This window comes from Streptomyces sp. NPDC085460 (assembly GCF_044541975.1).
In the GTDB taxonomy this organism is placed as follows: domain Bacteria; phylum Actinomycetota; class Actinomycetes; order Streptomycetales; family Streptomycetaceae; genus Streptomyces.
In genome coordinates this window covers 361,241-376,569 of record NZ_JBITTO010000008.1, presented here as the reverse complement: position 1 = coordinate 376,569, position 15,329 = coordinate 361,241, and the positions used below count along the sequence as shown (strand labels likewise).

Annotated in this window: 11 protein-coding genes; 7 read left to right on the top strand and 4 right to left on the bottom strand. The window is 73.5% G+C overall.

What is annotated here, in order from left to right:
• Positions 1-96 precede the first annotated feature (96 nt).
• Genes ACIGHB_RS22900 through ACIGHB_RS22890 form a run of 3 tightly spaced genes read left to right on the top strand, consistent with a single transcriptional unit; the run spans position 97 to position 2,661 of the window.
• Positions 97-321, top strand: coding sequence for a hypothetical protein (locus ACIGHB_RS22900; protein WP_388877942.1), 225 nt, complete (start codon positions 97-99; stop codon positions 319-321).
• Position 322: 1 nt separating this feature from the next.
• On the top strand, positions 323-2,410 hold the full coding sequence (gene malQ / locus ACIGHB_RS22895; protein WP_399915455.1) for a 4-alpha-glucanotransferase: 2,088 nt from the start codon (positions 323-325) through the stop codon (positions 2,408-2,410).
• A 20-nt stretch (positions 2,411-2,430) separates the two neighbouring features.
• On the top strand, positions 2,431-2,661 hold the full coding sequence (locus tag ACIGHB_RS22890) for a hypothetical protein (RefSeq protein WP_360309473.1): 231 nt from the start codon (positions 2,431-2,433) through the stop codon (positions 2,659-2,661).
• Positions 2,662-2,823: 162 nt separating this feature from the next.
• Here the strand turns inward: ACIGHB_RS22890 and ACIGHB_RS22885 are convergent, their stop codons facing one another.
• Positions 2,824-3,330, bottom strand: a complete 507-nt coding sequence (locus tag ACIGHB_RS22885; RefSeq protein WP_399915452.1) for a MarR family winged helix-turn-helix transcriptional regulator — start codon at positions 3,328-3,330, stop codon at positions 2,824-2,826.
• A 139-nt stretch (positions 3,331-3,469) separates the two neighbouring features.
• On the opposite strand from ACIGHB_RS22885, the gene ACIGHB_RS22880 reads away from it, so the two are divergent.
• The 4 genes from ACIGHB_RS22880 to alc are packed head-to-tail and all read left to right on the top strand — an operon-like array spanning position 3,470 to position 7,552.
• A complete protein-coding gene (locus ACIGHB_RS22880; RefSeq protein ID WP_399915450.1) occupies positions 3,470-4,423 on the top strand; it encodes an EamA family transporter in 954 nt (317 codons plus the stop codon).
• Between the two features lie 5 nt (positions 4,424-4,428).
• Positions 4,429-5,433 carry a DMT family transporter gene (locus ACIGHB_RS22875; protein ID WP_399915448.1) on the top strand — a complete coding sequence of 335 codons (1,005 nt, stop codon included), beginning with the start codon at positions 4,429-4,431 and terminating at the stop codon, positions 5,431-5,433.
• A gap of 9 nt (positions 5,434-5,442) precedes the next feature.
• Positions 5,443-6,369 (top strand): LysR family transcriptional regulator, encoded by a 927-nt coding sequence (locus tag ACIGHB_RS22870; protein WP_360309465.1) that lies wholly within the window; start codon positions 5,443-5,445, stop codon positions 6,367-6,369.
• 58 nt (positions 6,370-6,427) lie between these two features.
• Entirely contained in the window at positions 6,428-7,552 is a 1,125-nt protein-coding gene (gene alc / locus ACIGHB_RS22865; protein ID WP_360309463.1) for an allantoicase, read from the top strand.
• 101 nt (positions 7,553-7,653) lie between these two features.
• Here the strand turns inward: alc and pepN are convergent, their stop codons facing one another.
• The 3 genes from pepN to ACIGHB_RS22850 all read right to left on the bottom strand — a co-directional run bounded on the left by pepN (position 7,654) and on the right by ACIGHB_RS22850 (position 14,862).
• Positions 7,654-10,233 (bottom strand): aminopeptidase N, encoded by a 2,580-nt coding sequence (pepN, locus tag ACIGHB_RS22860; protein WP_360309461.1) that lies wholly within the window; start codon positions 10,231-10,233, stop codon positions 7,654-7,656.
• A 141-nt stretch (positions 10,234-10,374) separates the two neighbouring features.
• Positions 10,375-11,391, bottom strand: coding sequence for an aspartate-semialdehyde dehydrogenase (locus ACIGHB_RS22855; protein WP_360309459.1), 1,017 nt, complete (start codon positions 11,389-11,391; stop codon positions 10,375-10,377).
• 156 nt (positions 11,392-11,547) lie between these two features.
• Entirely contained in the window at positions 11,548-14,862 is a 3,315-nt protein-coding gene (locus ACIGHB_RS22850) for a S8 family serine peptidase (protein ID WP_399915445.1), read from the bottom strand.
• Positions 14,863-15,329 lie beyond the last annotated feature (467 nt).

Sequence of the window (15,329 nt, the reverse complement as noted above, 5' to 3'; positions counted from 1 at the left end):
ACCACGGCCCCGGCCATCAGCCGTACGGCCGGCCACCACGTCGAGACGAACCGGGAGACCCCCGTGACCACGACCGCCCGCCATCTCTCCGAGCGGATACGGATCCCGCGCCAGGCCGCCCCCTGCGGACCCGCGCAGGCCACCACCCCACCGCTGACCAGCGAACCCTCGTGGGCGGCCGGCGCGCCGCTGACCAGCGAGCCGCCGCTGGCCGGCGCCGCACCCCTCACCAGCGAGCCGCCGCTCACCGGCGCCGCACCCCTCACCAGCGAGCCCCCCGCCCCCGGAAACCGGTGCGGCACGGAGTCAACCGGAGTGTGAAGTGACCCTGGCCCGCCTCGCCGCCCGTCACGGCGTCGCCACCGCGTTCAGCCCGTCCGAGGGCGTCACCGTGCCCGTGCCCGAGGCCACCGTGGTCGCGGTGCTCGGCGCCCTCGGGGTGGACGCCACCACCCCGGAGGCGGTCGCCGCCGCCCTCGGCGCGGCGGAGCGGGCCGACAGGGAGCGCCTGCTCCCGCCCACCCTCGTCCGGCACACCGGGGACGGACCGCCCGCCCCGCCCGCCGGCCTGCCCGAGGGGACCCTGCTCCGGGTCACCACCGAGACCGGCGCCGTCCACACCGGCGGCGACTGGGAGCGGCTGCCGCTCGGCGTGCACACCGTGGACGCCGAGGCGCCCGACGGCCGCACCGCCCGCGCCACCCTCATCGTCGCCCCCGCGCGGGTCCCGGCCCCCGCCACGCGCGCGTACGGCCTGCTCGTCCAGCTCTACTCGCTGCTCTCCGAACGCTCCTGGGGCATGGGCGACCTCGGCGACCTGCGCGAACTGGTCTCCTGGGCGGGCCGCGCGCACGGCGCCGGATTCGTCCAGGTCAACCCGCTGCACGCGGGCGTGCCCGGGGCGCCCTCCGACCCGTCCCCGTACCGCCCCTCCTCCCGCCGCTTCCCCGACCCCGTCCACCTGCGGATCGAGCAGATCCCCGAGTACGCCCACCTGGCCGCCGGACACCGCGAGGAGCTGGACCGGATCCTCGCCGCCGCCGCCGAGCTGCGCGAGCGCGTCCTCGGCAAGGGCACGGCCATCGACCGGGACGCCGTCTGGGCGCTCAAGCTGCGCGCCCTGGAGCTGATCGCCGCCGTGGAGACCGGCCCCGGCCGGCGCGCCGACTACCACGACTTCCTCGCCGAGCGGGGCCGCGCCCTGGAGGACCACGCCACCTACCAGGCCCTCGCCGAGCGCCACGGCCCCCACTGGCGCTCCTGGCCCGGGCCGCTGCGCACCCCCGAGGGAGCGGCGGCGGCGGTCCTCGCCGACGCGGTCCTCGCCGCCCGGGTCGACTTCCACTGTCGGCTCGCCTGGCTGACGGACCGGCAGCTCGGCGAGGCCGCCGACGCGGCCCGTGAGGCGGGGATGGCGGTCGGGATCGTCCACGACCTGGCCGTCGGCGTGCACCCGGAGGGCTCCGACGTCTGGGCCCGGCAGGGCGACTTCGCCGCCGGGATGTCGGTCGGCGCCCCGCCCGACGCCTTCAACTCCCGCGGCCAGGACTGGGGCCTGCCGCCGTGGCGGCCCGACGCCCTCGCCGCCGCCGGGTACGCCCCGTACCGCGGACTCCTGCGCGAGCTGCTGCGGCACGCGGGCGCGCTCCGCATCGACCACGTGATGGGCCTCTTCCGCCTCTGGTGGGTGCCGGAGGGCCGGGAGCCCACCGAGGGCACCTACGTCCGCTACGACGCCGAGGCGATGCTCGCCGTCCTCGTCCTGGAGGCGCACCGGGCCGGCGCCCTCGTGGTCGGCGAGGATCTGGGCACGGTCGAGCCGGGCGTCCGCGAAGCGCTCGCCGCGCGCGGGGTGTTCGGCACCTCCGTGCTCTGGTTCGAGCGGGACTGGGACGGCGGCGGCGCCCCGCTGCCGCCCGAGGCGTGGCGGCCCGGCTGCGTGGCCACCGCCACCACCCACGACCTGCCCTCCACGGCCGCCCGGCTCTCCGGCGACCACGTGCTGCTGCGCCACCGGCTCGCCCTGCTCGGCGGCGACCTGGCCCGCGAGCGCGCGTCCGACGCGGCGGAGACCGCCGAGTGGCGCGGGGTCCTCCAGCGGCTCGGGCTGCTCCCCGAGGGGCCGGGCGACGAGGAGGCCGAGATCCGGGCCGTCCACCGCTTCCTGGCCCGCACCCCGGCCCGCATGGTCGGGGTGTGGCTGCCGGACCTGGTGGGCGACCGCCGGCCGCAGAACCTGCCGGGCACCTGGGACGAGTACCCCAACTGGCGGCTGCCGGTCGCGGGCCCCGACGGGCAGCCGCTCACCCTGGAGCGGATCGCCGCCTCGCCCCGCGCGCACGCGCTGCTGCGGACCGCCGCGGAGGGGGTCGGAGCCCGTACGGCACCCCCGGGCGCGCGGGCCGTTTAGGTGTTCGCTACTTTTGCACCGTGGACAAGAAGAACGCCCTGCGCGCCGGCGCCGTCGCGGCCGGTACGACGCTGATGATGCTGCTCATGTCGTCCCCCGCGCTCGCGCTGACCCGCGACGACGGTGACGACCCGGCCCCCAAGCTGGAGGTCATCGAGACCCTCGGTCTCTTCGTGGTCGCCCCCGTGGTGCTGTTCCTGGTCATCGCCGGCCTGGTGATGGTCCTCGACAAGTCCCGCAAGAAGGCGTAACCGCCTCCCCCGTCCGTTTCCGAGGGCGCCGCACGACCGACACCGGCCGTGCGGCGCCCTCGCGCGTTCCGCACCCGCTCACGTGCGTCCCGGGCCCGCCCTCGCGCGTTCCGGGCCCGCCCTCGCGTGCCCCGGGCCCGCCCTCGCGCGTTCCGCACCCGCTCACGCGGTCGTCGTGAGCAGCTTCCGGAGCAGTCCGGCCAGCTGCTCCGCCTCCTCCTCGGTCAGCGCCGCCTCCACTGCCTCCCGCTGCCGCTCCAGGCCGGCGCCGACCGCCTGGTCCACCAGTTCCCGGCCGCGCTCGGTGAGCGTGACGCGCAGCCCGCGCCGGTCGTTCGGGTCGGGGTTGCGGGTGAGCAGCCCGGCCTTCTCCAGCTTGTCCAGCCGGCCGGTCATCCCGCCGGTGGTGATCATCAGCGTGGCGGTCAGCTCGCGCGGCGAGAGCGTGTACGGCGCTCCCGAGCGGCGCAGCGTCGCGAGCACGTCGAACTCCCCGAGCGTCATCCCGTAGGGCGCGTACGCCTTGTCCACCCGGCCCCGCATGGCGGCGGCGAGCCGGTAGATCCGCCCGAAGACGGCCATGGGGAGCGTGTCCAGGTCGGGGCGGACGACCGCCCACTGGGCGGCGATGGCGTCGACGGGGTCGGGCGCGGGCGGCTGCGTGTTCATGGCCTCAGTGTTCCCTCTCCTTCCGGTCGACGGCAAGCAAGCCACTTGCAAGTAAGTAGCTTAGTGCTAAGTTAATTACCGCCAAGCCGATCGCGGCTCCGGTCCACCGGAACCGCGTCACTCCAGGGGGAGTCCTGCCATGTCCCGTAAGGCGGCCACCGTCGCGCTCACCGCCCTCGCCCCGATCTCCTGGGGCTCGACCTACTTCGTCACCACCGAGTTCCTGCCCGCCGACCGGCCCCTCTTCACCGGCCTCATGCGGGCCCTGCCCGCCGGCCTGCTGCTCCTCGCGCTGACCCGCAAGCTCCCGCGGGGCGCCTGGTGGTGGAAGTCGGCGGTCCTGGGGGCCCTCAACATCGGCGCCTTCTTCCCGCTGCTCTTCCTCGCCGCCTACCGGCTGCCCGGTGGCGTCGCCGCCGTCGTCGGCTCCGTCGGCCCGCTCTTCGTCGTCGGCCTCGCGGCCCTCCTCCTCGGCGAGAAGCCCGCCGTGCGGACCCTGCTCACCGCGGTCGCCGCCGCCTTCGGCGTCAGTCTCGTCGTCCTCAAGGCCGGGGCCGCCTTCGACCTGCTCGGCGTGGGCGCCGGACTGCTCTCCTCCCTCTCGATGTCCGCCGGCGTCGTCCTCACCAAGCGCTGGGGCCGCCCCGAGGGCGTCGGCGCCCTGGCGATGACCGGCTGGCAGCTCACCGCGGGCGGCCTGGTCATCCTCCCCGTCGCCTTCCTGGCCGAGGGCGCCCCGCCGGCCCTCACCGGCACGAACCTCGCCGGCTACGCCTACCTCGCCATCGGCAACACCGCGGTCTCGTACTTCCTCTGGTTCCGCGGCATCGAGCGGCTGGGCGCCTCCTCCGCCACCCTCCTCGGCCCGCTCTCCCCGATCACCGCCGCCGTCATCGGCTGGGCCGCGCTCGGCCAGGCGCTCGGCCCGGTCCAGGTGCTCGGCATGGTGATCGCCTTCGGCGCGACCCTGGTGGGCCAGACGGCCCCCGCGAAGCCGAAGCCCGCGCGGCCCGCTTCCGGATCGTTCAGCTCCACTGAAAGGAATGGTCAGGAAGTTTCGATGGACCTGGAGGTTTCGGGGGTGCGACGGTAGGCGGCATGACCCTCACGACACCCCGTCACCCGACCGCTGCCACCACCCCCGCCGAACCCCCGGCCACCGCCACCGAACCGCACGAACCCCGCAGACCGGCACCCGCCAAGGGTGTCGGTCTCGGTCTGCTCCTCGCCCTCCTCGCCACCGTCGTCTGGTCCGGCAGCTTCGTCGCCACCCGCGACATGGCCGACTCCGTCCCGCCCGTCCAGGCCGTGTTCTGGCGCTGGGTCATCGCCCTCCTCGCGGTCGCCCCGTTCGCCGCCCGCCGGCTCTGGCGGCAGCGCGCGCTCCTCCGCCGCCACCTCGGATTCACCGCCCTCGCCTCGCTGTTCGGGGTGGCCCTCTACAACACCCTCGTCCACCAGGCCGGCCTCACCACCTCCGCCACCAACATGGGCATGATCATGGCCGCCTCGCCGGTGATCATGGCGGCCTACGCCCGCCTCGGCGGCGAACGGCTCGGCCCCCGCCGCCTCCTGGGCATGGCCGTCGCCGTCCTCGGGGTGCTGCTGCTCGTCGGCAAGGGCTCCCTCGCCGTCGACCTCGCCGCCGGCGACCTCTGGATGTTCGCCGCGGCCCTCTCCTTCGCCTCGTACAGCGCGCTCCTCAGGCGCAGGCCCGCGGAGCTCGACGGACTCGCCTTCCTCCTCACCACCTTCGTGCTCGGCGCGCTCATGCTCGCCCCCGCCTACGCCGTCTCCCTCGCCGTCCAGGGCGGCTTCGCCGTCGTCCCCGGCACCGTCGGCCCCCTGCTCTACATCGGCGTGTTCTCCTCCGCCGTCGCCTTCTTCGCCTGGAACAAGGCGATCTCCCTGATCGGCGCCGCCCGCGCCGGAGTCGTCTACTACCTCCAGCCCGTCTGCGTCGCCCTGCTCTCCTTCCTCCTCCTCGGCGAGCGCCTCGGCCTGGCCGGCGGGGCCTGCATGGCGCTGATCCTGGGCGGCGTGGCGCTCGGCTCCGCCACCGGACGCCCGGCCCCGGCCGGACGAAGGCGGACCCCCAGGTAGGTTGCGCCCATGACCGAGTGGGACATCAAGAAGCTGCACATCCTGCGTACCCTGCGCGACCGGGGCACCGTCACCGCCACCGCGGAGACCCTGCTCATGACCCCCTCGGCCGTCTCCCAGCAGCTCACCAACCTCGCCAAGCAGCTCGGCGTGCCCCTCCTGGAGGCGCACGGGCGGCGCGTCCGCCTCACCGACGCCGCCCACCTCGTGCTGCGCCACGCCGAGGCGGTCTTCGCCCAGCTGGAGCGCGCCGACGCCGAACTCGACGGCTATCTGCGGGGCGAGGCCGGCCAGGTCCGCGTCGCCGCCTTCTCCACCTCCGTCCCCGCCCTCCTCGTCCCCGCCGTACGCCGGCTCCGCACCGCCCACCCCGGGCTCGACGTCCGCGTCCGGGAGGCCGAGGCGGGGGAGGCGTACGAACTCCTCACCGCCGGCGAGGTCGACCTGGCCCTCTCGCTCGCCGCCCACGCGCCCACCGCCCGCGACCCCAAGTTCAGCCGGATGCCGCTGCTCGCCGACCCCCTCGACGTCGCCCTGCCCGCCGGCCACCCGCTCGCCGACGCCCCCGGCCTCCGCCTCGCCGACCTCGCCGCCGAGCCCTGGATCTTCGGCGGCTCGGGCCCCTGGTCCGAGATCACCACCGCCGCCTGCGAGGCCGCGGGCTTCGTCCCCGAGCAGGCCCACAGCGCCTCCGGCTGGACCGCGATCCTCGCCATGGTCGAGGCGGGGCTCGGCATCGCGCTCGTCCCCCGGATGGCCTCGGCGGACCGGCGCGGCGGCACCGGGGTCGTCATGCGGGTCCTCTCCGCCGACCAGCCGCGCCGCCACGTCGTCGCCGCCGTCCGGCGCGGGGCCGAGGACGGCCCGGCGGTCGCCCGGGTGCTCGCCGCCCTCCGGCAGGCCGCCGCCGCCCGCGAGACCTTTCAGCGGAACTGAACGACACCATCGAAAACATTCGATGGACCGGGGGCCCGGGGCGGAGGAGAGTCGAGGCATGACCGCTCTCGAAGACACCCAGGACCCGCACGCCAACGACGCCGCCCCCTACGGCGGAGGTGACCCCTACGCCGACTACCGCACCGGTGACTTCCCCTTCACCGAGCTGGTCGACCTCGCCGACCGCCGCCTCGGCGCCGGCGTCGTCGCCGCCAACGACGAGTTCTTCGCCGAGCGCGAGAACCTCCTCGTCCGCGAGCGGGCCGTCTTCGACCCCGAGCACTTCGGCCACAAGGGCAAGATCATGGACGGCTGGGAGACCCGCCGCCGGCGCGGCGCCGACGCCGCGAACGTCTTCCCCGCCCCCGAGGACCACGACTGGGCGATCGTCCGCCTCGGCGCCCCCGGCGTCATCAGGGGCCTGATCGTCGACACCGCCCACTTCCGCGGCAACTACCCGCAGAAGGTCAGCGTCCAGGCCACCGCCGTCGAGGGCAGCCCCGGCCCCGAGGAGCTCCTCGACGCGAAGTGGGAGGAGCTGGTCCCGCCGACCCCCGTCCGCGGCCACGCCGCCAACGGCTTCACGATCGACAGCGACCGCCGCTGGACCCACGTACGCCTCTGCCAGCACCCGGACGGCGGCATCGCCCGCCTCCGCGTCCACGGCGAGGTGCTGCCCGACCCCGAGTGGCTGGACCTCCTCGGCACGATCGACCTGCTCTCCGTCCTCAACGGCGGGTCGTACGAGGACGCCTCCGACAAGTTCTACTCCTCGCCGACCCAGATCATCCTGCCCGGCACCTCCCGCAAGATGGACGACGGCTGGGAGAACCGCCGCCGCCGCGTGCGCGGCACCAACGACTGGGTCCGCTTCCGCCTCCCCGCCCAGGGCGCCGTCCGCGCCGTCGAGATCGACACCGCCTACCTGAAGGGCAACTCGGCCGGCTGGATCGCCCTCCAGGGCCGCAACGGCGAGTCCGGCGAGTGGTTCGAGATCATCCCGCGCACCCGCCTCCAGCCCGACACCCTGCACCGCTTCAAGCTCCCCGCCCACGCGGTCGTCACCCATGTGCGCCTCGACGCCTTCCCCGACGGCGGCGTCGCCCGCATGCGGCTCCACGGCTCCCTGACCGAGGAGGGCGCCGCCGACCTGCGCGCCCGCTTCGACCGCGCGAGCCGGTAGGCACCGGGAACCGGCAGGCACCGGGAACCGGGAGGCACCGGGAAACGGCGAAGGGGCGCCTCCGCGGGGGAGGGCGCCCCTTCATCGTGTCCGGTCGAGGGCTACCTCGCCGCCGCCGCGTCCGCCGCGCGGGCCTTCAGCGCCCGCTCGACACCCGCCCGCGACTCCGTCACGAGGCGCCGCAGCGCCGGCACCGGGTCGTTGGCCGCGATCCACGCGTCCGTCGCGTCCAGCGTCTCCTGCGAGACCTGGAGCGTCGGGTAGAGGCCGACCACGATCTGCTGGATCATCTCGTGGCTGCGGGTCTCCGCCACCCGCTTGATCGACGCGAAGTACTTCTCCGTGTACGGGGCGAGCAGCTCGCGCTGGTCGGCCTGGACGAAGCCGCCGATCACCGCCTCCTGCACCGCGTTGGCCAGCTTGTCGTCCTCGACGACCGCCGCCCACGCCTCGGCCTTCGCCGCCTCGGTCGGACGCGCCGCACGGGCCGTCGCCGCGTGCCGCTCACCGGCCGCCGTACGGTCCCGCTCCAGCTCGGCCGCGATCTCCGGCTCGTCGAAGACCCCGGTCGCCGCGAGCCGCTGCACGAACGCCCAGCGCAGCTCGGTGTCGACGGCCAGGCCCTCGATCGTCTCCCGGCCCTCCAGGAGCGCGGCGAGCAGGTCGAGCTGCTGCGGCGTCCTGGCCGTCGCGGCGAAGGCCCGCGCCCACGCCAGCTGGTGGTCGCTCTCCGGCTCGGCCGCCTTGAGGTGGGTGAGCGCCGCCTCGGTCCAGCGGGTCAGGCCCGCGTCCCGCCACTCCGGTGCCGCGTACAGCTCCAGGGCCGCCTTGACCTGGCCCTGGAGCGACTGCACCACGCCGATGTCCGACTCCTTGGCGATGCCGGACAGCACCAGCTCCAGGTAGTCGCGGGTGGCCAGCTCGCCGTCCCGGGTCATGTCCCAGGCGGCGGACCAGCACAGGGCGCGCGGCAGCGACTCGGTGAAGTCGCCGAGGTGCGCGGTGACGTTCTGCAGCGACACGTCGTCGAGCCGGACCTTGGCGTACGACAGGTCGTCGTCGTTCAGCAGGACGACCGCCGGGCGGGACTTGCCGACCAGCGCCGGCACCGGGGTCAGCCCGGCCGCGTCGATGTCCAGCTCCAGGCGCTCGGTGCGGACCAGCTTGCCGGCCGCGTCCAGGTCGTAGAAGCCGATCGCGATGCGGTGCGGGCGGAGCACGGCCTCGCCCTTGGCGCCGGCGGGCAGCGCCGGGGCCTCCTGCCGCACCGCGAAGGCGGTGATCGAGCCGTTCTCGTCGGTCTCGATCTCCGGGCGCAGGATGTTGATGCCGGCCGTCTCCAGCCACGCCTTCGACCAGGTCTTCAGGTCGCGCCCGGAGGTCTCCTCCAGCGCGCCGAGCAGGTCGCTCAGGCGGGTGTTGCCGAAGGCGTGGCGCTGGAAGTACGCCTGCACGCCCTTGAAGAACTCGTCCTGGCCGACGTAGGCGACGAGCTGCTTGAGGACCGAGGCGCCCTTGGCGTACGTGATGCCGTCGAAGTTGACGAGCACGTCCTCCAGGTCGTTGATCTCGGCCATGATCGGGTGGGTCGACGGCAGCTGGTCCTGGCGGTAGGCCCAGGTCTTCTCCGCGTTGGCGAAGGTGGTCCAGGCGTGCGGCCAGCGGGTGCCCTCGACGGCCGCCTGGCAGGCGACGGAGGTGTAGGTGGCGAACGACTCGTTCAGCCACAGGTCGTTCCACCACTCCATGGTCACGAGGTCGCCGAACCACATGTGGGCCAGCTCGTGGAGGATGGTCTCGGCGCGCCGCTCGTAGGCCGCGTCCGTCACCTTCGACCGGAAGACGTACTGGTCGCGGATGGTGACCGCGCCCGCGTTCTCCATCGCGCCCGCGTTGAACTCCGGCACGAACAGCTGGTCGTACTTGGCGAACGGGTAGGCGTACGCGAACTTCTCCTGGAACCAGCCGAAGCCCTGCCGGGTCACGTCGAAGATGTGGTCCGCGTCCAGGAACTCGGCCAGCGACGGACGGCAGTAGATGCCCAGCGGCACGACCTGCCCGTCGGGGCCCTCGTACGTCGAGTGCACCGAGTGGTACGGGCCGACGATCAGGGCGGTGATGTACGTGGAGATCCGCGGCGTCGGCTCGAAGGCCCACACCCCGTCCTTCGGCTCCGGGGTCGGCGAGTTGGAGATGACGCTCCAGCCCTCCGGCGCCTTCACCGTGAACTGGAAGGTCGCCTTCAGGTCGGGCTGCTCGAAGGAGGCGAAGACCCGGCGCGCGTCCGGCACCTCGAACTGGGTGTAGAGGTACGCCTGCCCGTCGACCGGGTCGACGAAGCGGTGCAGGCCCTCGCCCGTGTTGGTGTACGCGCAGTCCGCGACCACCCGCAGCTCGTTGCGGCCCTGCTTCAGGTGGGGCAGCGCGATCCGCGCGTCGCGGAAGACGGCGGCCACGTCCAGCGAGCGCCCGTTCAGGTCGACCTCGTGGACGGCGTCGGCGACGAGGTCGATGAAGCTCTCGGCGCCTCCCTCGGCGGAATCGAAGCGGACGGTGGTGACGGACCGGTAGGTACCGCCCTCCTGCGCACCGGTGAGGTCCAGTTCGACCTCGTACGCGTCCACGGTCAGCAGCGCCGCCCGCTGCTGGGCCTCTTCACGGGTCAGGTTCGTACCAGGCACCCGGTCAACTCCTCGGTTTCGTGACGTTTGGCCCATCCTTCCACGGGGCGCTCGGCCCGCGCACGGGACATTTCCCAGGGCGAACACGCGAAGGGCGGCCACCCACCCGGGTGGCCGCCCCGCGGCGCGTACGGTCCGGTGTCAGCCCTTGAGCTCGGCCGCCACGAGCTCCGCGATCTGCACCGCGTTCAGCGCGGCGCCCTTGCGGAGGTTGTCGTTGGAGAGGAAGAGGGCGAGGCCGTTCTCCACGGTCTCGTCGACGCGGATGCGGCCCACGTACGAGGCGTCCTTGCCGGCCGCCTGGAGCGGGGTCGGGATCTCGGACAGCACGACGCCCTCGGCGTCCTCAAGCAGCTCGTAGGCGCGCTCGACGCTGATCGGGCGGTCGAAGCGGACGTTGACCTGGAGCGAGTGGCCGGAGAAGACCGGGACGCGGACGCAGGTGCCGGAGACCTTCAGCTCCGGGATCTCCAGGATCTTGCGGGACTCGTTGCGGAGCTTCTGCTCCTCGTCGGTCTCGAAGGAGCCGTCGTCGACGATCGAGCCGGCCAGCGGGACCACGTTGAACGCGATCGGGCGCTTGTAGACGGCGGGCTCGGGGAACTCGACGGCCTCGCCGTCAAAGGCCAGCTGGTCGGCCCGCTCGGCCACCGCGCACGCCTGGGTGCGCAGCTCGGCGACGCCGGCCACGCCCGAGCCGGAGACGGCCTGGTAGGTGGTGGCGATCAGCGCGGTGAGGCCGGCCTCCTCGTGGAGCGGCTTGAGGACCGGCATGGCGGCCATCGTGGTGCAGTTCGGGTTGGCGATGATCCCCTTGGGGCGGTCCTTGATCGCGTGCGGGTTGACCTCGGAGACGACGAGGGGGACCTCGGGGTCGCGGCGCCAGGCGGAGGAGTTGTCGATCACGACGGCGCCCTGGGAGGCGACCTTCTCGGCGAGGGCCTTGGAGGTGGCGCCGCCGGCGGAGAAGAGCACGATGTCGAGGCCGGTGTAGTCGGCGGTCGAGGCGTCCTCGACGGTGACGCCGTCCACGACCGTGCCCGCGGACCGGGCGGAGGCGAAGAGCCGCAGCTCGTCGACAGGGAAGTTCCGCTCGGCCAGGATCTTGCGCATGACTGTGCCGACCTGACCGGTGGCTCCGACGATTCCGACCTTCACGGGGACTCCTCCGTATGTTCGAGCGGCTGCTGCCGTCCATGATGCGTATGACCCGGCCCGACTTGTCCAATCCATTGTCCGATGGGCGGACGTGCCGCGGGACGGGGAAGGGGCGGGCGCCCCGGTGGACGCCCGCCCCTCGTACCGCCGGGGGTGTTACGGGGTGACGCTGCCGATCAGGACGCTGCCGGTGCCCGCGACGGTGCCGCGCGCGTTGACCAGCTGGACCTGGCCGAAGAACTGGCGTCCCTCGGGGGCCGGAGCGCCCACGACGACCTCGGCCGCGACCCGGGCGCTCGCGCCGTGCGCGAGCGGGTGGGTCCTGGCCTCGTCCACCTTCACGGAGCCGAGCGCCGCGGAGTAGTAGACGTCCTTGTAGTCGTAGGTGGTGCCGCCCTCGGCGTGGACCGCGTAGCCGTCGATGACGACGGTGTACGTGCCGGCCGCCGGCTTGACGAGCGAGACGGACTCCTCCGAGTCGCCGTCCGCGGACTGGGCGACCTGCTTGCCGCCCAGCAGCACGGTCAGGTCGAGGTCGGCGGCCTTGTCGGAGGTGTTGCCGATCCCGATGTCGAGGCGCTCGACGCCCTCACCGATGGTGACGGTCTTCGTCTGCTGCTCGTGGTGCTGGATGGTCGGGGTCTCGACCTTGGCCGAGCCCAGCGAGCCGCCCTTCAGCTTGCCGTCGATGCCGGCGAAGGAGTTGGTGACGGTCCACTCGACGGCGGACGGGGTGCCGACCTTCGCCTCGGCGACCGTCTGGACGGCCGGGTCGAAGGACGCGCCGAGCACGGTGACGCCGAGCTTGTACGGGTTGTCCAGGTCCGGCGAGGTGCGGCGCGCCTCGACCTCGATCTCCCAGACGCCCGGCTGCGGGTTGGTGTAGGAGCGGAGGTCCGGGCGGCAGGTGTTCGCCGGGTTGTAGTGCGGGTAGCAGCCCGTGGTCGCGGTCGGGTCGACCGGGACGCCGTACGGGTGGATGGCGATGAACCGGGTCTGGCTCTTCGCCTTCAGGCCGCCGATCGCCACCTCCAGGGAGGTCGCGTCCTTCGGCACGGTCACGAAGTACGACTTCGTGCTGTTGCGCTGGACCGAGCCGGCGGCGGAGAAGCCGTAGCCGGGGGCGACCAGGTCGCTCGCGACGACCGAGGTGGCCATGATCTGCTTGTCGACGCCCTCGGTGCGCTCGTCGTCGGCCTCCAGGATCACGCTGTGCACGCCGGCGGTGCGCGGGCGGGCCTCCAGCTTGACGGTGACCGGCTTGTTCAGCGGCAGGCGGACCTCGTCGTCGCCGAGGATCCGGAAGGTGCCGTCGTTGTACTTGAGGTCCAGCTCGTGCTCGATGGCACGGTCCGGGCCGCTGGTGCGGGTGACGGTGACGTCGTAGACCTTCTTCTGGCCGACCTTGAGGCCGCCCTCGCGGTCGTACACGCCGGTGCCGGTGCGCGGGGCCGGGAAGATCGCGGTGTCGACCGGGGCCTCGACCTTGTAGGAGTGGGCGGTGGCCCCGTCCTTGATCGAGTCCCAGGCTTCCTCGACGTCCATGAGTCCGGCGCCCTGCTCGTGGGCGCCGACACCCGGGATCCGCTGCGCGGTCGAGGTGAGCGCGGTGCGCAGGGTCAGCGGGGAGAGCTCGATGCCGCGCTGCTTGGCGGCGGAGAGCAGCAGCGCGCTCGCGCCGGCGACCTGCGGGGACGACATCGAGGTGCCGTTCAGCATGCCGTAGCCGGCGGGCAGCGCGTAGCCGGCCTCGGCGACGCCGGAGCCGGCCTGCCAGGTCGGGATGGTGTTCACGGCCGAACCGGGGCCGGTGATCACCGGGGCGGTGCCGCCGTCCTCGCGCGGACCGCGCGAGGAGAACGGGAACATGGCGTAGTTCTTCTCGACGGCCGAGCCGTAGTTGGCGGCCCAGGTCGAGCGGGAGACGGCCGCGCCGACCGAGATGACCTTGTCGGCCAGGCCGGGGTCGCCGATGGTGTTGGTGCCGGGGCCGGAGTTGCCGGCCGAGATCACCAGCTGCACGCCGTACTCGTCGATGAGACGGGTGTAGAGGCGGGCGCGGACGTTGTCGCCGTCGTTGAGCGCGGGCAGGCCGCCGATCGACATGTTGACGATGTCGACGCCGCGGTTGACGACGAGGTCGACCATGCCCTCGGTCAGGGCGGTGTTGGTGCAGCCGCCGGTCCAGGTGCAGGCGCGCGAGGAGACGAGCTTCGCGCCGGGCGCGGCGCCGTTCATCCGGCCGCCGAAGAGGCCCTTGGCGGCGGTGATGCCGGCGACGTGGGTGCCGTGCGAGGACTCGACGACGCCGATGTTGACGAAGTCGCGCTTCTGGCCGACCCAGGGGCCGCCCAGCGGGTCCATCGGGACGTCCTTGCGGATCTCCACGACGAACGGGGTGCGCTCGGCGACCTCGGTGGCCGGGTCGTCGGTGCCGAAGTAGCCGATGCCGTGCCCGTCCTTGAACGGCTTCATCGGCGCGTTGTCCGTGAAGTCGTTGTCCTGGTCGGTGTCGACGCGGACGGTGCCGGCGGCGGGGTCGTACAGCATGCCGAAGACGTCGGTGGTGTCGCCGTCGCGGTTGATGTCACCGGCCGGGTCGCCGCCCGCCGTGACGGACTCGCTGAAGCGGCTCCACTGGTAGGAGCCCTCGGGCGCCTTCCAGGACTGCGTGGCGGCGGTGAACACCGGGCCCGTGACGGGGGTGTTCTGGAGGCGCCAGGTGCCGTCGCCGTCGGCGATCGGGTCGGTGGCGGTGACCCAGTCGACGATCTTGCGCTCGCCGGTGGTGGTCTTCTGGAGGGCCGGGTGGGCCAGGTCGACGCCCGAGTCGAGGATGCCGATGGTCACGCCGCGGCCGTCGGCGCGCGGGTGGTCCTCGACGAAGTCGACGGCGCCCGTCTCGTGGGACGGGTTGTACGGGTTCTCCGCCGGGGTGTACTTCGACGGCGCCGGGTAGGTCCGGCTCACCGTGGTGCCCTCGACGGGGCCGGAGACGCCGGCGTCGGGGCGCGGGTCGTCCAGCTTGATCTCGGCCTGGAGGTCGACCGACTGGACGGCGGAGAGCTTGGTGGCGGCCTGGATCGCGGCCTCGGCCTTGCCGGTCGGCAGGGTGGCGCGGACGTAGCCGAGCTCGTCGTTGCGGTTGCCCACCGAGCCGCCGGGGACGGCGTCGAGCTGGCCGGCGACCTGCTCGGTCGCGCCGGGCGCGGTGGCGACCAGGATGGTGACGTGCGGCTCGCCGGCGGCCTCGGCCTCGGCCAGGCGCTGCGCGTCGGTGGCGCCGAGCTTGTCGGCGGGCTCCGTGGTCTTCACCGGGGGAGTCGTCACCGGGTCGTCGGCGGCGAGGACCGGGGCGGCACCGGCCGCGACGAGCGCGGTCACCAGGCCGGCGGCGGCGGCGATCCGGGCCGCTCGTCTGGTCCCGGTCGAGCGCCCGGGTATGGAGCTCTGCGTTTCGGGGGTGGTCATTTACATCCCTGTTTGTGAAAGAAGAGGGTCCGGAATCCGGTACCGGATGACCGCTCAGCCTTTCGTAAATGACCGGGCTTTGTGGAGAGTTCGCGGAGGGCGGGTTGTGTCCGTGGCGTACATCCGCCACCGCGCGTCCACCGCCAGAGACGACGAACCGCCCTCAACGCGGGCGATTCGACCCCGAGTCGTGGATCACCGCACCTTCGTCCCGGCGCCGGGTGCCGGCGCCGGCCACCGGGGCGGCGATCCCGGTCCCGTCCGCGCCGGGGACCCCCGCGCCCCGGAAGGGCGGGACCACCCGGGCGACGCGATGTTCCTCACACCCGGCCGCCCGGAGACAGTGGCAGGGCCGGTCGCCGCGCCCCGGACGGGAGGGCGGCGCGCCCCTCCGGATCGGCGGCCGGGAGCAAACGGTATACCGTCTGAGGGAGCGGTTCGTCCGCCTCCGGGTCGACAGCGTCGTC